Here is a 20,716-nt window from a genome sequence, read left to right as displayed (position 1 = left end):
TAATCAATCAACGGCTTGCTGAGGAATCAACAAAATATGACTACGGCTTCGCGCTAAAATAGCCTCCGCTGTATTGCCTATCACTCTGCCCATAATGCCTTGTCGCTGCACAGCGCCCATCACTAAATATTCGGCATTTAATCGACAGCTGAGTTCAAACAAACACATATCAGGGTTACCTGCCAAAATATGAACATGGTCTCTATCAATACCAATTTGTTCTATGGCTTGTTGATGCTTATCGTAAGCTTCTTTAATCAGTACGCGGCTATTTAATATATCCATATCGCGTAGTATTTTAGGAATTCTGATTACAAACCCAAGGTGCAACTCGTGACCTGTGACTTCTGCTAGACGGCGTGCTTGGTTAATCACCGCTTGATTGAGTGCTTTTTTAACGGGTTTGTTACTGCCCAAATCCACCGCCATTAAAATTGTCCCTGCTTTACTAAGCAGATTATGAGTTAACAGCATTAATGGTACTTTAGTGTGGCGGATCAGTTGCCAATCAGCAGGTAGAAAATAATCGGACTCATGGATAGCCTTTAACATCATCGCGTATTGCTGAGGTTTAGCCTGCTGGCAGGCATGCTCGGCTAAATCTTTACACCATGTGATGTTGAATGGGATGTTGAATGGGATCTTGGATGGGGTGTTGAAGGGCATATCCGTTGGAGTCATGTCAGCAGCTATGTCGCTGAGTTGTTGTTCTAGCTCTAGCTTCTGTGTCGCTAGAATTTGCTGACGTACATCGGCGGCGATTCGTGGATTATAGTAGGCATCACCGCTGAATGATTCGTAGCTATAGGCTGCTATTTCAGGCTGTAGATTCATTTTTTTAGCTAGCTCAATTCCCGCACTCATCGCATTGGCTTGTTGCTGATTTTTTTGAGCAATAATATATAGCTTATCCATGGCAACCTCCTGATATATTCCTTCATACATTACCTAAGTCAAATGTACCAAAACAGCTGATTTACTCCTTGATCTTTATCATTGATAAGCTCAATATTTAATCAAAGGCGCAGCGATTAGGAGGCGTGTATGACAGTAGAGCAGTTTATTATCGCGTTATGCTTAATTCTGCTTTGCGGTAAGGTTTTAGGGAGCATATTTGAGCGGCTTCAATTGCCTGCTGTCGTCGGTGAAATCCTAGCTGGACTGTTATTGGGACCTACATTTCTCAACATTGTCACGCCCAATGCGACACTGGCGGTGTTGGCTGAACTCGGGGTCATTTTACTGTTATTTTCCATTGGCTGCGAAACGTCAATTAAGCGTTTATCTCAAGCGGGAGGGCGGGCTGCGCTAGTCGCTGTTTTGGGGATCGTCATTCCAATTATTATGATTGGAATCAGTAGCGCCTATTACCTGACGGATTCATATTTTACTGCGCTGTATTTAGGCTGTGCGTTAACAGCAACCAGCATCGGTATTTCATTACGGGTGCTAAGCCAAGCCCAGCAAGCACAAACTGACGTTGGTAATGTGATTTTAGGTGCTGCGGTTATTGATGATATCTCTGGCGTTATTTTGCTAAGTTTGTTGTTTAACTTTGCAAGCTTTGGAGAGTTTGATTTAGCCAGTTCGTTAATACTGACCGCCAAAGTGCTGCTTTTTTTAATCTTAACACCGCCAGTGACACGGGGTTTGCTGTATCTGGCTCGTGCACTCAAACCCTTTGCTGATAAATCAGGTTATGAAGTGATCATCACCATGGTGTTGATTTGCCTATTTTCATGGTTAGCGCATTGGTTTGGTGCGCCTGCACTATTAGGTGGTTTTGCTGTGGGCTTAGCGTTAAGCCGGCAATTTACTTCACCGTTCAATCGCTATTTAGTGAACCCTTTTTCTTTTACTCACAAGATGGAAATATCCACTAAAACCATGGTCGATGTGTTTGCGCCGATATTTTTTGTATACGTGGGCATTCGTTTAGATTTAAGTCAGCTAGATTATAGCTCTGGCGGGATCATGCTGTTGGTTTGGCTGACGCTGCTAGCGATTTTAAGTAAATTGCTCGCAGGCTGGTTTGGCGGCAGAACATGGCAAGCCAAAGTTGTGGTAGGCAGCGCCATGATCCCAAGAGGTGAAGTGGGCTTAGTATTTTCAGAGCTTGGTTATCAAATGGGTATTATTGATAGTAAATTATTTACTGAATTAGTGGTGATTATTGCGATTACCACCTTAGTGGGTCCGATGATGCTTAAATGGAGTATTAAACAACAGGTTAAGAAACTTCCCCAAGTTAAGCCGAATTAAAGGTTCTCCAGTTTGATTTATGCAGGTTATTGCTGGCTTTTTAAGTTGTGAACATCAGCTGTAAACAAAATTTGCCAATGTTAGCTCTCATTTAACAACAACATGACTTTTATTCATGTTGGAAGGCTGTAAAATCCGCGCCTTGTTTAATCACGAACCTAATACTCATCATGATCGATCTGGCCCTACTTCCTGTTTATCTAACCACTGTGGTTGCTTTGCTATTAATTCCCGGCCCAGACATGCTGTTGATTGCCAGCTCTAGCTTGAGCTATGGCCGTAAAGTGGGCGTATACGCCAGCTTTGGTAACGCAACATCGGGGTTAATCTTAACCTTACTAGCGGCTATGGGCGTGTCAGCTCTGGTGGCAATGAACCCTTTTGCTTTAGAAGTATTAAGAGTATTGGGCGGTGCGTATTTACTCAAAATGGGCTGGGATTGTATGCGCAGCAGTGCGGCTGATGCGCCCGAAATTGAACAACAAAATAACTTAGCCAAATTATTGTATCGCCGAGCAGTAATGAGTAATTTGCTTAACCCTAAGGCGCTAATCTTCTTCGTGCTCTTTTTACCGCAATTTGTCTCTACTCAGCTTAGTGCTAGTTCAGGCGAGCAGATGTTAGCATTAGGCCTGCTGCTTAACGTAATGGGGTTATTATTCAATTTATTGCTGGTGGCATTAGTGGGAACCCTAGGTAAGCCACTGCTTAAAAATGATAAATTTAGAACTTACCAAAATAAGTTTATGGGGCTGATATTTTTTGCCTTAGCGATTTGGTTGCTGGCTTCACAGGTGCAAAGTATTGCTTAATTGAATGGGCTAAGCTTAAGGCTTTAGGTTAAAGACTTTAGATGAAAGTCTTTAGATTAAAGGCTTTAAATTAAAGCTATTGTGAGAGTCGTCATAAGTGGTTCTCATTTAGCCTTAACTAGAGCCTAAAATAGAGTCTAGTTCAGCGATAATATCGTGAGGGTTCACTTCATCATTATCCTTGAATAAGCTCTTTTGTAAAAAGTCATTTCCCCCTCATTTATCTGCGCATTTTTCTGTTCACTACTCTTTTTACTACTATTTTCAGTTCACTAGTCTGTTCATTTTTCATCATTGATCTCAACAAACATATTCATCGTGCTATTGGCGAGCTAAGCCATTTATGCTCATTGTGCTGGCAATAGTCTTGCAAAATACGCACGTAAATTGAATCACTTAGTTTATAACACGCCTTGGCGCTTAATTAGGCTCTAACGCACCAAAAATGCGTGCTGACGACTGTACACTCGCTGCGCTTGGGGATAATCTGGTTAGTAATATAAGGTCATTGTTTTGGCCTTTGATACCAGGATGAGATTATCGATGAAGTTATTCAATGTTAAACAGTTAATGAATCATTCATCTCGCTCGAAGCAAATTATTACAGTGTTAGTTAAATATGGTTTGGCTAATTGGATAAGAGAAGAGAACCCCGCTTTTATTAAAAGTGTATTCGTTAATGAAAATGGCCAACAACTCGCCTCGCTTTCTGTTGCTGTTCGTTTGCGTTTGGCTTTTAGTGAATTAGGTACAGCATTTATCAAGCTGGGCCAGATATTGAGTACCAGAGCAGACTTGGTCGGCCAAGACATTGCCGAAGAGCTGACTAAACTTCAAGCCGGCACTCCAGCAGATCCAGAAGCTGAAATTAAGAAAACCATTGAAGCTGAGTTTGGTATACCTTTCGAGCAATTATTCATCGATTTTAATTTCACTCCATTAGCATCAGCCTCTGTAGGCCAAGTACATATTGCGACCACTCAAGACGGTGATGAAGTGGTCGTCAAAGTACAACATGCAGGAATTGAAGATAAGATTCTGGCAGATGTAGAAATCCTTAAGATGCTAGCTTCACTTGTTGAGCAATATCATGAAGAGCTCAGACTGTATCAGCCTACCAGCTTGATTTTAGAGTTTACTAAGTCATTACTGAATGAACTCGACTACGTTAAAGAAGCGCGTAGCATGCAAAAAGCCAGTCAGTTTTTTGAAGCCAACCCGCACGTTCATATTCCCGATGTTTATCAGCAGTTATCCAGTAAACGAGTGTTGGTTATGGAGCGCTTAAAAGGCTTTAGTATTGCCGACAAAACTGCATTGGAGCAGGGACAATATGACACCAGTAAGATTGCTGATGTGGGCATTAAAGTCTATTTAGATATGATTTTTGAGTTAGGTTTTTTCCATGCAGATCCTCACCCAGGCAATATCTGGGTACTTGAAGATAATCGTCTTGGGGTACTGGATTGGGGAATGACAGCAAGGCTGAGCAAAGACATGCAGCAACGATTTCAGGAGTTATTGCTTGCATTGGCAGATAAAGACCCGAAAGAGCTTACTTACCATGTCATTAGACTATGTCAGAGCCAGCCGCAGCTAGATCATGAACTACTTGAGAAAGATATAAGCGAGTTTGTGCATGACTACCTTGAGGTGGACATGAAACAAGTCTCCATCGTAGATGTGTTAAACGAATTTATTCGGATTATTAAACAGCATAGGTTGGTGATCCCCACAGAAGTGTCGATGCTGTTTCGCGTGTTAATTATGCTTGAAGGCTCATCGAAGTTATTAAGCAGTAATAAAAGCGTTGGCGATGCGATAAGACCGTATGCGATTAAAATAAAATTAGCGCAGTTGTCTCCACTACATGCATTAAAACAAGCACAAACTATTTCGACTCGTTGGCAGCGGGTGATCAATGGTTTACCTGATGAAATCGACAAATTAACCCATCAAATCAGCAGTGGTCACTTTGACGTAAACCTTAATCATCGCAACCTTGATACCATTATCAATCGCTTAGTTTTTGGGGTGTTAAGTGGCGCGATTTTCTTAGGCGGTTGTATGCTATTGAGCAGTAACGTACCCCCTTTATATGAGGGCATTTCTATACTGGGCACAGGAATCACTGCCATTGGTAGTTTTCTTGTTGGTAAGTTATTACTGGCTATTGGCCGTTCTGGCAGTTTATCTAAATAATGGATTATTAGAGTTTATTAGGAGCTTATTTATGCCTGCGAGAAATCAATCCATTATTTATTTAATGGCGATCAATGCGGTTATTTTTATCTTAAGTGAGTTCGTAAATGTGACCGAATTACAGTCGCTGGCGTTGTACTTCCCGCTTAACGATCAATTTCAGATTTGGCAGCCTTTTACGCATATGTTCATGCACGGCAGCATTGCTCATATTCTGTTTAATATGTTTGCATTGTGGTCTTTTGGCACACCGTTAGAGCAAACTTGGCAAACACCTAAGTTCTTATTGTTTTATTTTGCGACTGGAATAGGCGCAGCGGTGATATACACCCTTGCTAATTATTATCAGTTCAACATGATTATTAATGAGATCATGGCGCTGGGTTATGGCAGCTCACATATCGACGCGATTTTATCTCAGGGCATGGCGGATCAAAATTTGATTACTGCACTCGGTAAAGATCGGTTAATCGAGCTAATGGCCATTTATCATACCCCAGCAGTAGGGGCGTCAGGAGCTATTTATGGAGTGTTAGTGGCTTTTGCAATGCAATATCCAAATGCGAAATTATCACTGATATTCTTGCCGGTACCGATTAGTGCTAAGTACTTTGTTCCATTGATTATTTTAGGTGATTTATTCTTTGGCGTGACAAAGTATTCTATCGGTAATATTGCTCATTTTGCCCATGTCGGTGGTGCACTAACCGCCTTAATTATCATGTTGATGGTTAAAAATACCCAAAGGAACTTTAAGGTTCGTTAGTGGCTTTTAAGCGGCTTTCAAACTCTGCCCACAGGTGAATCAAAGTATTTAATAATCAAAAACACGGCAATTGCCGTGTTTTTTGTTTATTGATGAGGGCAGCTGCTAACCATGATAATTAACTATGAAAAATAACCGTGACGATTAAGCGGCTTTGACATCTAAAATATGCGTCATCAAATATTCAGCATCTTTGTAAACACCGCCGAGGGTGGCAGAGCCCCGTGTGTATAGCCAAGGTAAGCCAATAAAATAAAGTCCTTCAACATCACTACTGACGCCACGATAATTGCTCGGGTAGTTCATTTCATCAAATGAAATCCCATCAATCCAAAAAAAGTTAGGTTTAAAGCCCGTCGCCCAAATAATATTTTTAATACTACTGACACTGCCTTTTTGGAAGGTGATATGAGACTCATCTGCCGACAAGGTTCTGCCCATATGAATCACATTATCTTTAGCAAGTAGTGACTTAACATCTGTACCAATAACAGGCTGCACGCCTTTACTGAGCCATTTGCCGACTTTGCTATAACGAGACACAGACAAAAAGCCGATTTTACTGAACCACCACCAGAGTGTTTTACCTAAGAATGTTTGTGGAATAGCGGCAATTTTATCGGTGCCAGAAAAGTGCACTGTGCGGCCTGTCTCAGCTATTTCAGATAAAATCTGCACCCCAGAATCTCCCGCACCTACGACTAAGCAATCACCATCCTGCAGTTGTGATGGGTTCTTATAGTTTTCACTGTGCAACTGGGTGACATTATCGGCAATATCAAGATGACATGGTGGGGTATAAGGGGTATGGAACGGACCTGTGGCTACGATTACTTGCTTAGCTTGGTAATGGCTTGAACCTGTAATGACTTCGAAAATGCCGTTCACTTTTTTAACTGATGTGACTTTTTGATTGAACTCAATTGGTATCTTAAATTGCTCGACATAGCTTTTAAGGTATTCGGCCACTTCATATTTATTAGGGTAATAGCCCTTAGGAAAGGGAAACTTCATCCCAGGAAGATGGTTGTACTCAGTAGGAGTGAATAAGGTTAACGAGTCCCATCTTTTAAGCCAAGGAGCGCCGATATGTTCATTGGCATCTAGTACTAAGTAATCTTTATTATTGTTGGATAAGTTATAAGCCATAGACAAGCCAGACTGGCCTGCGCCAATGATGATAAATTCTTTCATGGATCCCAAATGAGTACATATCGAAAATTATGCGCGCTATTGTAACAGAAGCGCTGCTTAGTCATGGGATATTACAGAAAAGGAGTTACTGGGTGGGTGTAAACCTGGTGGCTAGCACACTCTTATTACCTTGTTATCAATCTCTTATCACACCAGTTTTAGCCATAATAAAACACGGTCGTTAACCGTGTTTTATTTAGCTATCAACAAGTACTTTCAGCAAATGCCTTGAAAAAGAGCATTATTATCAAATCAGTTTAACAACGGCTATTTAAACGCTGCAATTTCTTGTTTTACAGCATCGACTACCGCATGTGGGCTACTGATGTATTTTGAATGGTCGATAAAAATTGCGTTGTCGCCTACGGTCATCACCATTGCAGGGAAGTTTTTAGTACCGATCATTTGCTGAATTTCTTCGATGCTTTCTAGCACGTACTCTGCATCCATATTCAGCTCATCTCTGAATATTTTGTTAGATGGAGACAATTTAAATTTCTCTACAATATCCATGAAATCATGCTTAGTATTTAATGGATTGCCTTCAATAAAGTGTGCTCTTTGCAGGGCATTTAGCACTGGTAGCTGTTTGTCAGCTTGCTTGCTTTGCATCCAACCCATTAAGTTGGCGGTCTTGATTGAGCTTTTAGGGCTGTTTGCATAGCGGATATAATCTCGACCAAACTTCAGTCCACTTGATCTTTCTGCCGCTTCCATTTGTTCTTCGCCCGCACTGTCTTTACCCATGTAATGGGCAGCATGTAATAGGTGTACCTGCATCTTTGGGTAGGCTTCTTGTAATGCATTTGCTATTGGCGTTGCCGCATAGCTCCAAGGACAATGTGAGTCGTAGATAAAGTAAAGCTCGGTGGTCATGGGGTTAATTCTTGATTGAGTATCGATAAAACGATCCTAAATACTTTATTAGCATTATTCAATCTTTGTCTGTTATTCGCGAGATGTTTACAGAGGAATAAAAAATGCCTGCCAGGGGGGAACTGGCAGACATAAGGCTAATCATTAGCATTAACCATTAAACTCAGTGATTGTCGTTAATCATGAATTATTGAAACGAGAGTTCCCAAGCATTGATGGTTCCTGTATCTCGTCTTGCGCTATCAACTGCTTTAAGTCTCCAATCACCGGCAGACTCAACGCCAGTCATATTGACTGTGTATGTTTTAACAATATCGTTTGCACTGCCACCAGTATTGTCATGTAATACGGCAACTTGACCAGTTGGGCTAGATAGCTCAACTTTTAAATCGCCAATGTATGTATGACTAATATTAACACTCACAGTAATTTCACCAGAATCGCCAGTACGCGCAGCAGATAATGTGCTGCTGACACCAGCGGCATTGTTATCAGGAATACTGTAACTGTTATTATTTGCATAGGTCGCAGCGCCACCAGTGCCACCGCCTGTACCACCACCAGATGCTTCAGTGTAATTAGCGACTAAACTCACGCCACTAAATGCGCTGTAACCACGTACCATCACATGGTAAATACCAGTTTGTGCCGTTGCTATCGGGCAAGATTCTGCATTACCGCCTTTCCAAGGGCGACAGTCATAACTGCTAGTGGTTGGGGCTGCGCCATATAGAACATACAAATCGGCATCGCCGCTGCCACCACTCATAGTAAAGCTTAAATCTGTTGCGCCAGCAGGCACATCAATTGAGAAGAAAAGCTCGTCGTTAGTGCCGCCACTCAAATTAGCCTTAGCAACACCATTGACCAATTCGTCATCACCAACACCTGTGCCCGGATCAGTAGGCCCAGTACAAGATGCATCTAGGTAAGTTTTGGCTGCCTGCGCATCAACTAAACCATAACCAGTTTGGTTATCGCGCCCAGCTATTGTTAAATCCTCAGCGGTTGCATTAAGTGCTGCGCGAATTTGAGCTGCATTACATTCTGGATGATGACTCCATATTAAAGTAGCTACACCCGAAACATGGGGGGTCGCCATCGAGGTGCCATTGTAATATTCGTAATCTTCATTATCGGTATTGGTTACAGTAACAGAAGAGCCGATTTGATTACGTAATGCTAGCCCCGTAGCGCGGTCAACTGACACTGATACAATAGGCGCTTCGTTATTACTGTCTACCAAGAAAGGATTTTGAAGCCCTGGTAAGTCGGTATTACTGTAGACAATCGATGCGCTTGCACCAGCTGCCTCACAAGCTTTAACAGCGTCAATATCTGGGTAGGTACTACCTTGGTTACCAACACGCTCTACTAAACAAATTTTATTGTTCATGTTGCCACAGTTAAAGCTACTACCATTGACCGAACATTCTGCTAATGCACCAGTAGCTGTGCCGATAAATGGTGTGCTGACATGGCTTGAACCTGACAACACGTAGCGATTATGGGGCACAATACCATTATCAAAATATGACTGGCCATTAATAGTGATATCCGCTAAACGGCCTTCTCCGCGGGTGACGGTTGATAGTATTGCTTCACCTGGACCTGAAATTTCCACTTGCGTTGTGTATTGTGAAAACGCTGCGTGGTCTTTATTGCTATCCACAGCGGCAACAGACATAACTGAATCGTATGATGCTGGGTAACTGAGGGTACTGTTACCATCATTACCGGCAGCGGCAATCAATAACACACCGTTATTTTCATGGGCAGCGAGGGCATTTCTTTCAGTGTTACTTGAACCCGAACCTCCTAAACTCATAGTGACGACATCGGCATTATTGTTGACACAAGTGTCCACTGCGGCGACAAGATCTGAAGAGTAGCCCCAGCCAGAAGCATTGAATACTTTAATAACATGAATATTGGCGTTTTGATTGGGCATTACACCCACAACGCCTTCGTTATTGGCGATAGCGGCGATAGTACCAGCAACATGAGTACCATGGGCATTGCCGGCACCTGGTTCATACCAGTTATTGGTACCTGAGTTATTTGTGCCTGTTACGTTGTTGGCATTCAGATCGTTGTGTCCTAAATCATAACCCGAATCAATAATACAAATGGTACGGTTGCCAGCTTGACTATCACTGACTGAAGTTGCGCCAACATAGGTCTGCCCCCAAGGCGTGGTTTCATTTAATAATCGACGTTGGACATCTTCTTCAACGTAATCAACATCAGCTCGGTATCTTAATGCTTGTAAATTTTTGCTATCGAGCTTTACGCTATAGCTATTACTGCGGCCAATACGTTTCATTTCTTTTGCTGCAACGCTATTCATTGCACGAAAATGTGAAAATACTTCATTGCTTCTTGGCTCATATTGCGCATCGTCAATCGCATCAGCAGTCGCTGTAGAAAACCCTGCTGATGCAGCATTGGCATTCTTGAATTTTACTATATAGCGTTTTGGGAGTGGGTCCTGTTGGTCTAGTTGTATTGCATTACTATGCAAGTTTGGTGTGAAAGAGGGTGCAGCGTTGATACTGTTAGAGATCGAAAGTGCCAGTACTGACACTCCTAGTACAGTTGTTACTTTGTTTTTAGTCATAACTATTTCCATGTTATTCAGAGTAAAAAATTGTTTTTTATTATTTTTACAGCGCAAAAATCTATTTTGATGCCCTGTTGTGATCAATTTATCTTTAGTTGTTACATTTGTAAAATAAATGTAAATAAATATTCTTTTGTAAATTGAGCTTGGTAAGTCACGCATTAACATGAATAAATATTCTTATAAAGGTGGCTTTGTTGCTATCTGAGGTCGCGGGTATGATTTTATATTCAGTGTGATGCGTTATTTATTTCACTGGGGCTAGGCTCAAAGCTTGGAGGGATAAAATGATAAGTGTTATTAAACTTATGATTTAACGGTATAAAAAATATTTTTTCATTTTTTAATTTATTTTTAAATTTACATTAGCGCCTATGCAGGGGCATAGCTAAGAGTGATATCGGTTTAGAAATGGATGATTGGGCAATGGTTATCATGATTTATACAACTTGGTTTGAACGGAATAACTAAAAGTGTGGTTACTGCTAGGGCATGTTGATATTTCAAGGTTGTATTGCAGCAAATTATTGCTCATTTAGAAAAATGTGGTGTCGTTAAGCTACATAAAAAGCCGATAACGTCGTAAAAATGGACAACAAACGCAGCCTTCAAGGATTGGCTAAAAACGGATTCGGCATTATTGAGGGATTTTTTGCGAATAAAGAGTGTTTAGATTGCAAGGCTGCAATTCACTCGCCGCATTTAATCCGTTTTTATCTCGAACGAAATTTAATTAGCAAAGGTCAACACGCCCTAGGTGACATAAGAGAAAAGGGTAAACAAGGGGAATCGCTGCTACAGCATAAACACTAAAAACGAGTGTCAAAGTTGGCTTATTACAACGGATTATTTCTTATTCGCAGAGTTTAATTCCTATCGTCAATTAAAATGTAAATTAAAACTGACGCTTAAGTATTCGCAGTGTTAGTCAGGCATTCATTGACGTGATAGGTTATTTAGTTGGTGTTTTAATCAATTAATATTGATTAAAAACTCGCATATTTTAACCGAATTAGGTCACAAAAGGAGTTTGTTCATGGGCTGCCCACTTGGTCATAAGTCTGCAAAGCAGACTGATAACAATAAAAATAATGAGACCAAAGCTAATTATAGAGAGCTTGAGGAAGGCATTCATCGAGATTTTAAAGATGATATGTCCTATGGCGATTACCTGAATCTTGAGAAGATTTTATCGGCGCAGCAACCACTATCTGAAGAACATGATGAAATGCTATTTATTGTTATCCACCAAGCCAGTGAGCTTTGGTTAAAACTGGCTGGACACGAGCTAACGTGTGCGATTGATAACATTAAGTCTGGCGATTTTGGTCATGCCTTTAAAGTGATTTCTCGGGTTAAACAAATTCTGAATCAACTCACTCAATCATGGAATATTCTCGCCACATTAACCCCAGTTGATTACCTTAAATTTCGTGATGCATTAGGCCACTCATCGGGTTTTCAGTCTTACGGTTATCGTAAAATTGAGTTTTTACTAGGTAATAAAAATGCTGATTTACTGGAGGTTCATAAAGCCAATCCAGCAGTTTACATCGAGTTAAATCAGCTGTTACACGCACCGAGCTTATACGATGTCAGCATTAAGGTATTACATCAGAAAGGCCTAATTGATGATGAGTCAGTGCTAGCTAGAGATGTCAGCCAACCTTATCAAAGTCATCAAGCTGTTCTACAAGCATGGATTAATGTTTACCAAGATGCAGATGAGCATTTTGAACTATACGAGTTAGCTGAAAAGCTGGTGGATATTGAAGATAGTTTTCAGCAATGGCGCTTTAAACATATGTACACAGTACAGCGAATTATTGGTAACAAAGCCGGAACTGGTGGTTCTTCAGGAGTTGAGTTCTTGAAAAAGTCATTGGATATCAGTTTTTTCCCTGAGTTGTTTGAGCTACGCACTCACTTATAGCACTGATAGGAAGTGGCCAACTTCTTCGCCCATTATTTGATTTAAGAGATTAACGTTATGACAACGCATTTAGCCGAAAACCTACAAGCTCATTATTGTGCATTTAATGTAGCTAAGCGTATTTTACTGTCTGGTCATTCACATCAAGCGTGGCCAGATGTGGCCAAACAAGGCATGTTAGAGTGCTATGACGATGCGGCAAAACACATAGATGATAAGTGGGGCATAGCATTAGCGAAAGCTGACAGCGTAAGAGATTTTTATCGCAGCTTGATGGGGGAGCCAGATGGCCAAATAGCCTTAGGCTCATCAACTCATGAACTGATTTTACGGTTTTTATCGGATCTTAACTACGTTAAAACCAAGCAAAATAGACCGTTAAAAATCGTCACCACAGATGGAGAGTTTCATTCTTTAAGACGTCAACTACAACGTTTACAAGAGCTTAATTGTACCATTGAAGTCGTGCCTGTTCATCCAAGTGAGACGTTAGCGCAAAGAGTGATTGATAAGATCGATGCTGATACCGATGCAGTGATGTTATCGGCAGTTTTCTTTAACACCAGTGAGATTTTCTATGACGTTGGTTTAGTCGCTAAAGCGGCTGAATCATTAAACGTGCCTTGCCTAGTGGATGCCTATCATGCTTTAAATGTGGTGCCATTTAATTTACAACACTGGCAGATTGAATCAGCATTTGTGGTCGGTGGTGGTTACAAATACTGCCAAGCGGGTGAAGGTAATTGCATGATGCGGATCCCTGCTAGTTATCAAGGCAGTCCAATTATTACAGGGTGGTACGCTGAGTTCGATGTGTTAGACCAAGCACCTGGTAAAGTGGGGTATGGTCTGGGGCAATCTGCTTTTGCTGGTTCGACATATGATCCTGTCAGCCATTATCGCGCCGTTGCTGTGTTTGATTTTTTTAAACAGAAGCAGTTAACTGACCAAGTTTTAAGAGAGATAAATCAAGCTCAAATTAAACGTTTATGGCAAGGTATTACAGCGATAGGTGAAGACAAGTTAGGTCTGAGATTACCGTCTCACGATGTGCAAGCCAATGGTGGATTTTTATCTTTGACTACAGATAAAGCTGGTGATTGGGTTAAACAGTTAGGCGAGAGTCACTTGCTTTGTGATAGTCGAGGTAACCAACTAAGGTTTGGCCCTGCGCCTTATGTGACAAATACACAGGTTGATCAGGCACTGAATATTATTGAAGATACTTCGAAGTTGATTCATCGCTAATCAGTATTAGTGGTATAGATAGTGATGATTGAATAAGCGAACCCTTGGGTTCGCTTTATTGTTTGACAGTGGGAGGCAAGCGGGCTTTCAGTGCGATATCTCTTGATGCGTAAGCTTGTTTAGCTTACGCCAGTTTAACTTATACCAGTTTAACTTAAGCTTGCTAACTCATGCCTTTACAGATTATGCATCAGGATCGGGCGCTCGCATGCGATCCCACCATTCACTATCAGCATCAATTTGGCCGTTCTCATCGATAGCTGGATAAGGGATTTGTTTTCTACGGCAAGCTTTGGCGTAAATAGGATGGCCTTGTTCAAACAACTTAGTTTGGCAGTATTGGTGATCAAGTTGTCTGTTGTTATACATACCGGCTTGTTCACGTTGTCTTTGTGCTTCGTACATGATTAATGCGCCAGCAACCGAAACATTCAATGATTGCACCATGCCCACCATCGGAATAATAATGTGTTGATCGGCAGCTGCAATAGCTTCAGGACTGACACCATCACGTTCATTACCGAGCACAATCACTGTGGGTTTGGTGTAATCCACTTCACGAAAATCTACCGCAGTATCAGAAAAAGTCGTCGCAAGAATTTGCATTCCCTTAGCTTTAAATTGTTCGTGAGCTTCAGTAAATGTTTGATGCTTTATAGTGTTAACCCAGCGGTGACTTCCTGATGAGGTATTACCTGATACCCATAGGGTTTCTTCAGGCATAACCGCATGAACTTGATGAATACCAACACTATCGGCAGTACGTACTGTCGCAGCAATATTATTGGTTTTATGGACTTTATCGAGACAAACCGTGAGGTCGACTTGGCGATTATCAAGCATTTCGTTGATGCGGGCTAAACGTTCTGGCGTCATGGGGTTAATTCTGCTTCTTTAAAAAATGGGTTAAATCGTTATCTGGTATTTTGCGCAGCGATTATAACGCTAAAATAGCACTAAACTCGACTAGTATGTCTGAAGAGATGGAATTGGAGTTGAGTCGCTATTTGATATTAATGATGTGTGATTTTTTAGTATTGCTAAAGGTAAAACGAGCAAGGCCAAAGGCACTTGCTCGCTGTTTTCATCAAAATCCCAAGATTGTTACTCTTTTTCGATGATCAGTTTTCTGTGTGGGAAAGGAATTTCAATACCTGCTTCATCCAGTGCTTTCTTGATTTGCTCAGGGATTGAATACAGGATGTCGAAGTAATGCTCGCCATGACAGAATGGACGGACTAAGAAGTCCACTGAGCTGTCATTTAAGGTTTCAACTTCTACAAATGGTGCCGGATCTTTCAAAATATGCGGATGAGCGGCAAGTACAGCATCAATCACTTTTCTTACTTCATCGGTGTTTTCTTTGTAAGCCACACCAAAGTGCATATCCACACCGCGAATATCATGGAATGAGTGATTGACGATTTGAGCGCCCCAAATTTGGCTGTTCGGTACAATAATATGCTGATTATCGAAAGTTCTTAAAATGGTAGTGAATAGGTCAATCTCTTGCACATTACCAAAACGATCTGCAGCACTAATAAAATCACCGACTTTATAAGGACGGAATAGCAATAGCATTACACCAGCAGCAAGGTTAGATAATGTTCCTTGTAACGCTAAACCAACCGCTAAGCCAGCAGCACCCAACAAGGCAACGATTGAAGCGGTTTGCACACCAAAGCGATTTAATACCGCAATCGCAACAAACGCGAGAATGATGTATTTAGCAACACTGCCTAAAAAACGGAATAAAGTATTGTCGAGCTTATCGTACTTTTCACCAATTTTATTAATGATTGCACTGGCTTTATTCGCGATATAAAGGCCAACGATCAGTATTAATGCGGCGAGTAGTACATTGATGCCAACATCTATAATTAATGGTAGGTATTGATTGATATCGATTTGATCTACGTAATCTTGCATTATGCCTCCTGCATATAAGGGATTCTTGCCTTAGGGCTAACAAACATTATCTCGTTAGTGACAACGATTCAGTCAATGAAAGGTAAATTCATTGGGATTGAGTGACATAAGTGTATTGTTATCGAATTTAGCTTAGCACAATCAACAACTAAGTGTGATGAAAGTCTCATTATTAATGCTAATGAAGGGCTTGTTTTACTTGAGTTATTTAGGACTTATTTGACCAGAAATTGTAAATCGACATTATTGGCAAACTAATTGATGTACTAGAAGGTTAAGATTGGCATCAGACAGAGCTAAAAGCTTATTTTACAAGTAAGTCATTGAATTATATCGGTAGGTTTTTTAGTCAGAGTTTTAGTGCTTAAGCTAAAAACTCTAACTAAAACTCTGATATTTAGCGTGGTGACTACTGCTTTGCACTTTGTTGTTTTGATTTTCTAGAAAACCGAAACAACATCGCAATCGTTGCAGAGAGCATTAAACTTAAGCTCACGACTAAAAAGGCTTTATTTAATGTTTCCTGATGATTACTAAGCATCGGGTTATTCATCACCCATTGACCTATAAATAACAGCACCGCGCTCCAGATCATTGCGCTGGTAAAACTCATCAACACTGTGCGTTTAACGCCAAGCTCTCTAATACCCATCAGCATAGGCGTTAACACTCTAACAAACGGGATAAAGCGCGAGATAAACAGGGCTAAAAAGCCGTACTTTTCTAATAAGTTAGACGCTCTTTGTAGTGTATTGTCTGGCAGACCGTTTTCAATTTTAGTCACAATGGGGTGATGAGACAGCCACCTTCCTTGAATATAGGCGATGCAAGATCCTAACCCGGCACTAAAGGTTAATAATAGAAAGGCATGCTGAAGTTCTACAACGCCTAAACCCACTAAGCTACCTACAAATAACACGAGTCCATCACCGGGAAGAGGTAAAAAGACAAAGCTAGATTCAAGAAACAAAATGAGCGCTAATATCAACATTAGGTGATAGATTGTGACTGTTTCCAATAAGACATCAAAATCTTGATGCCAAATAGAAAGCATTACATCAAACATTGTATCTCCTCTAAGCAGAGTAAAGTGTTGTTAAATTGAAAGAGCAGCAAGTCGTTATTCCGTAATTCAACGATAGATTAGCATTTCATTAAATCTAGCTTCATTAATTAATGCCCATCCTTGTACCTCAGCGTAAATATTTGTTAAATAATTTGTCTGTCGAATCTTATTTGTTTAAATTTTTGATTTATTTACAGGAGGGGTTTAACAGGAATCTTGATAATTTCTCTAAGCTGACTTACGCAAAGTATATTGTTGTTTGGTAATTTATCCTGCTGACTTTGTTGATCATCTATCTTGATGATTATATTGGCAATCTATCCCGATGGCTTTGTTAGTTGTCTCTCTAAGTGATGGCTGCATGGCATAAGTCGATAGCATGGGCACAGGCAATGAGGTTGTAACTCATATAATCAGTTGAAGAGCGTTTAATGAATTTCAATTTTCAGAACAATTAATACAAATGATGAAGTTGAAGCTTATAGCTAATGTTAAATAGGCTTAATAGCCAATGATTTAATTTTTAAAGCTTGTGGGATTAATTTTTATTAATAACTTGGGTTACTAACTTTGATTACTAACTTTGATTGATAGCGTATATAGGCATCTTTTAAATTAATTCTCTCTGAATTAGTTGCTGTTTGATTACCTTCTGTTTAATTAGTTTTTGTGTATGAATGTGTTTATATATTTATTCCTCAGTTTTTTGTTTTTTGTAATAATCTTGCTATGTCTAATTTAGTTATTTCTTGTTTATGAATACATTTGTTTTTATAAGTTTATTGTGATGTTTAACAAATTAAGTGTAAATTAATGTTGTTTTAAGTTTTACCTTGTAGGTAATAGACTTTGTACTGAAAAATAGAAGTGTAAATAAGGGTTTGATTTGATGTTTATTTGGTTTTTTAGATAAGTGTGAGCTTGCTCGATGCTGGTTGTTATTAAATTAAGGTTAGTATTAATGTTTTTTATTAATGTTGATGTCAACCTAACTATCTGTATACATGTGTTTTTTTAACTTTATGTGTTTTTTGTGGCTGGTTGTATAAATATTCCTGCTTTAGTTAGATGGATTAATGCGCTATTTCATCTAAATAAAATCAATTTAATACCCCTTAGGAGGTATGTCTTTTGTAGGTGAAAATTTGAAGTGTGACAAGTAATTAGCTTTGCTTTGGTTATGGTCACATTAATACTGTAAAGCCCTGTCGTGATTAACTTGTTGTGATATTAATTGTTTTAAATTAATTAGATTTTTTAATTTTGAAAGTTTGATTGATGTATTTGGTAAGTGAGATGAACAGATGTATTTATCAAATTATAAATAATAATAATCCCATTGAGGAATGATGATGAAATTAAGAAAAATAGCTGTCGCAGTAATGCTAACAACTGCTTTTACAGGTTACAGTGTGGCGGGCGAAGTCGATTTATATAAAAGTGAAAATTGGCAAAAAACTTTCCCTGAGCAATATAAAACTTGGGCCGAAACTGAAGAAACTACACCAGCTTCAGGTGAATTAGATGATTTATTAGCAAGCAACCCTAACTTAGTCAGCGCCTGGGCAGGTTATGGTTTCGCTAAAGACTACAATCGTGCTCGTGGTCATCACTTTGCATTAACTGATATCGTTAAAACATTACGCGTTGGTCACCCAATGGTAGGCCATGACGGTAAGATGGTTGGTGAAGCAATGGCGGCAAGCTGTTGGTCTTGTAAAACACCTGATGTCGCTCGCATGTATGACGAAGTCGGCGAAGGCAAGTTTTCAGACAATGCATGGTCAACTTGGGGCCACGAGATGTCTAACACCATCGGTTGTGCTGATTGTCATGAATTAGGCAAAGAAGAGATTCGTTTAAGTCGTCCATACACCGACCGCGCTATGAAATCGATTGGTAAAGACTTCGATAAGCAAGACGCCACAATGCAGGCCAGTCAGACGTGTGCTCAGTGTCACGTTGAATACTACTTCGACGGAACCGATGAGAAGAAAGTTAAATACCCAATGGATTACTGGGTACCTGGTGTTAATACAGACTATAAAGAGTTTGTAGGCTACAAAGGAACTGACGGTTTATATGAAGGTTTTGCTGCTGAAGCACAACTGGCTTACTTTGATAAGCGCGGCTTTAAAGATTGGACCAATGCTGTTTCTGGTGCACCAATGATTAAAGCGCAACACCCAGAGTTTGAAAACATGCTTGATCGTACTGAGCATGCAATGGATAGCCATTTAGAGTTTGGTTGTACAACTTGTCATATGCCTAAAGCTGAAAATGAAAAGGGCGGCAAGTACTCTAATCATAAAGTGACGTTTGAAGCTGAAACATTACCATCAAGCTGCCAAAGCTGTCATGAAGCAGAAGACTTCAATGAAATCCTTGATGAGCGTAAAGCTGAAATCAATAAGCTACGTTTTGAAGCTGACGGCACAGATCCACGTTTGACTGAAGTGCACTTTAAAGCGCAAGCAATCTGGTCAGCGAATGGCATCGAAGGTTTAGAAGCTGGTAAAGGCATTGCAGTGGCGAAAGGTAACTACGAAGCCGCATTGAAAACTAAATCAGTACTATCTGGCGAAATGAACAGCTTACTGACCAAAGTGAGAAATGCTCAGTGGTTCTGGGATAGTGCAACAGCATCACATGGTATCCATGCTCATAACCCTGCAGAAGCCATCCGTTTGTTAGAGAAATCTAACGATATTTTAGATGCTGCAATTACTGAAGCTGATGCATTACTGAAAAAGTACGCACCAGAATACAAGTACGATGCCACTAAATACGACACTAAAGCGAAAGTTCAGCCTCTTGTTGGTTTAGACCTTGAAGCAATGAAAGCGTCAAAAGAGCTATTCATTGAAAAGCGTGTAGAAAAAGAATGGCCAGTAGAGCTTAAGTAATTCAGTTACTGACGCTTTAATGAATCAGTGCGATTTGAATAAATAGACTCTCCACTATCACCGTTCAAATCTGTCACTGTGGCAGCAAAATGCCAGTCGATGTTCATCGACTGGCATTTTTTATAAGTAAAACCTTATTGGAGAATGTTTATTATTCGCAATGTGCATCATACGCAATGTATACCATACGCGATGTGCATAAAGATTCGCTTGGTCATTGAAGTCATTAATAGCGCTATCATCAGTGGGCTAAATCAGTAAAATAGACTTACCTCTTATCAATGCGATATCTCATTTTGAAGGTTCAACACATTACCATTGCTTTACCGTCACTTATTCACCGAATAGGACGGGACAGTGTTAATCAAGCGAAAGTCATTTGCGCTCAATATCAATGTGAACTTAAACGAGTAAGGCGCTCCAGAAACTGGACGCTTGTAGGCGATGCTATCAATGTGCAAACCATAGGAGTGTCGCTTAAAACCAATGATTCAATTACTTTTGCTTATCTGATTAAGAAAATCGATATCGGTTTAATTGGCCATGAAGATAAACTTGAAACCTTAACGCAAAAATTACAACGGCTTATTACTCAAACGCCTAATATTACCCTAGCAGAATTGATGCAATTAACCGATTGTACTGAAGTTGAAGCCCGCACAGCGCGATTTGAGACTGATATTTGGTAGATATGATGATTAAGCAGATTATTAAGTGTTGTTATATATGTACTTATACATACTTTTTGCTTTAAAATTAAACACTTATTTGAGCTTCTACTCCCATCTATTATTCCCAATAACGCCTGTTGTTAACCCCTCTGTCACTGGTTGTTTATTACGTTCATTGAATGGCATTAATTAGGCTATTTATCATCAAAGCTAAGCCTGATGCTTATT

At 40.1% G+C, this 20,716-nt stretch carries 16 protein-coding genes; 9 read left to right on the top strand and 7 right to left on the bottom strand.

Features of this window, described 5'->3' with window-relative positions:
* Window positions 1–3 precede the first annotated feature (3 nt).
* Window positions 4–915 (bottom strand): universal stress protein, encoded by a 912-nt coding sequence (locus Q4600_RS08125; RefSeq protein WP_303515121.1) that lies wholly within the window; start codon window positions 913–915, stop codon window positions 4–6.
* Window positions 916–1,044: 129 nt separating this feature from the next.
* On the opposite strand from Q4600_RS08125, the gene Q4600_RS08120 reads away from it, so the two are divergent.
* The 4 genes from Q4600_RS08120 to Q4600_RS08105 all read left to right on the top strand — a co-directional run bounded on the left by Q4600_RS08120 (window position 1,045) and on the right by Q4600_RS08105 (window position 6,042).
* Window positions 1,045–2,262 carry a cation:proton antiporter gene (locus tag Q4600_RS08120; RefSeq protein WP_303515119.1) on the top strand — a complete coding sequence of 406 codons (1,218 nt, stop codon included), beginning with the start codon at window positions 1,045–1,047 and terminating at the stop codon, window positions 2,260–2,262.
* A 170-nt stretch (window positions 2,263–2,432) separates the two neighbouring features.
* A complete protein-coding gene (locus tag Q4600_RS08115) occupies window positions 2,433–3,074 on the top strand; it encodes a LysE family translocator (RefSeq protein ID WP_198589607.1) in 642 nt (213 codons plus the stop codon).
* Between the two features lie 543 nt (window positions 3,075–3,617).
* The gene (locus Q4600_RS08110) at window positions 3,618–5,276 is read left to right on the top strand and encodes an AarF/ABC1/UbiB kinase family protein (protein WP_157936239.1); all 1,659 of its coding nucleotides are present in this window, start codon (window positions 3,618–3,620) and stop codon (window positions 5,274–5,276) included.
* A 31-nt stretch (window positions 5,277–5,307) separates the two neighbouring features.
* Window positions 5,308–6,042: a rhomboid family intramembrane serine protease gene (locus tag Q4600_RS08105; protein WP_303515111.1), complete on the top strand. Its 735-nt coding sequence runs from the start codon at window positions 5,308–5,310 to the stop codon at window positions 6,040–6,042.
* 144 nt (window positions 6,043–6,186) lie between these two features.
* On the opposite strand, the gene Q4600_RS08100 is transcribed toward Q4600_RS08105, so the two are convergent.
* The 3 genes from Q4600_RS08100 to Q4600_RS08090 all read right to left on the bottom strand — a co-directional run bounded on the left by Q4600_RS08100 (window position 6,187) and on the right by Q4600_RS08090 (window position 10,732).
* Window positions 6,187–7,236, bottom strand: coding sequence for an NAD(P)/FAD-dependent oxidoreductase (locus Q4600_RS08100; protein WP_229369130.1), 1,050 nt, complete (start codon window positions 7,234–7,236; stop codon window positions 6,187–6,189).
* 267 nt (window positions 7,237–7,503) lie between these two features.
* On the bottom strand, window positions 7,504–8,112 hold the full coding sequence (locus tag Q4600_RS08095; protein WP_303515108.1) for a protein-disulfide isomerase: 609 nt from the start codon (window positions 8,110–8,112) through the stop codon (window positions 7,504–7,506).
* Window positions 8,113–8,299: 187 nt separating this feature from the next.
* Window positions 8,300–10,732, bottom strand: coding sequence for a S8 family serine peptidase (locus Q4600_RS08090; protein WP_303515105.1), 2,433 nt, complete (start codon window positions 10,730–10,732; stop codon window positions 8,300–8,302).
* 591 nt (window positions 10,733–11,323) lie between these two features.
* Between Q4600_RS08090 and Q4600_RS08085 the strand changes: the two genes are divergently transcribed.
* The 3 genes from Q4600_RS08085 (at window position 11,324) to Q4600_RS08075 (ending at window position 13,916) form a co-directional block, all read left to right on the top strand.
* Complete coding sequence (locus Q4600_RS08085; protein ID WP_303515103.1) at window positions 11,324–11,548, top strand: hypothetical protein; 225 nt, start codon at window positions 11,324–11,326, stop codon at window positions 11,546–11,548.
* A 223-nt stretch (window positions 11,549–11,771) separates the two neighbouring features.
* On the top strand, window positions 11,772–12,668 hold the full coding sequence (kynA, locus tag Q4600_RS08080; protein ID WP_102529326.1) for a tryptophan 2,3-dioxygenase: 897 nt from the start codon (window positions 11,772–11,774) through the stop codon (window positions 12,666–12,668).
* 57 nt (window positions 12,669–12,725) lie between these two features.
* Window positions 12,726–13,916 carry a kynureninase gene (locus tag Q4600_RS08075; RefSeq protein ID WP_303515100.1) on the top strand — a complete coding sequence of 397 codons (1,191 nt, stop codon included), beginning with the start codon at window positions 12,726–12,728 and terminating at the stop codon, window positions 13,914–13,916.
* 183 nt (window positions 13,917–14,099) lie between these two features.
* Here the strand turns inward: Q4600_RS08075 and trmH are convergent, their stop codons facing one another.
* The 3 genes from trmH to Q4600_RS08060 form a co-directional block, all read right to left on the bottom strand.
* Window positions 14,100–14,792 (bottom strand): tRNA (guanosine(18)-2'-O)-methyltransferase TrmH, encoded by a 693-nt coding sequence (trmH, locus tag Q4600_RS08070; RefSeq protein ID WP_102529324.1) that lies wholly within the window; start codon window positions 14,790–14,792, stop codon window positions 14,100–14,102.
* Window positions 14,793–15,020: 228 nt separating this feature from the next.
* Window positions 15,021–15,845: a mechanosensitive ion channel family protein gene (locus Q4600_RS08065; RefSeq protein WP_102529323.1), complete on the bottom strand. Its 825-nt coding sequence runs from the start codon at window positions 15,843–15,845 to the stop codon at window positions 15,021–15,023.
* 409 nt (window positions 15,846–16,254) lie between these two features.
* Window positions 16,255–16,911, bottom strand: coding sequence for a DedA family protein (locus tag Q4600_RS08060; RefSeq protein ID WP_303515095.1), 657 nt, complete (start codon window positions 16,909–16,911; stop codon window positions 16,255–16,257).
* Between the two features lie 1,352 nt (window positions 16,912–18,263).
* On the opposite strand from Q4600_RS08060, the gene Q4600_RS08055 reads away from it, so the two are divergent.
* Both Q4600_RS08055 and Q4600_RS08050 read left to right on the top strand, forming a co-directional pair.
* Window positions 18,264–19,817, top strand: coding sequence for an ammonia-forming cytochrome c nitrite reductase subunit c552 (locus Q4600_RS08055; RefSeq protein ID WP_303515092.1), 1,554 nt, complete (start codon window positions 18,264–18,266; stop codon window positions 19,815–19,817).
* A 296-nt stretch (window positions 19,818–20,113) separates the two neighbouring features.
* On the top strand, window positions 20,114–20,506 hold the full coding sequence (locus Q4600_RS08050; protein ID WP_229369118.1) for a ribosome recycling factor family protein: 393 nt from the start codon (window positions 20,114–20,116) through the stop codon (window positions 20,504–20,506).
* Window positions 20,507–20,716: the final 210 nt, after the last annotated feature.

The organism is Shewanella sp. 2_MG-2023 (assembly GCF_030548905.1).
GTDB lineage: Bacteria > Pseudomonadota > Gammaproteobacteria > Enterobacterales > Shewanellaceae > Shewanella > Shewanella electrodiphila.
The sequence above is the reverse complement of the archived record's forward strand: the minus strand, read 5'-3'. Positions and strand labels throughout refer to the sequence as shown.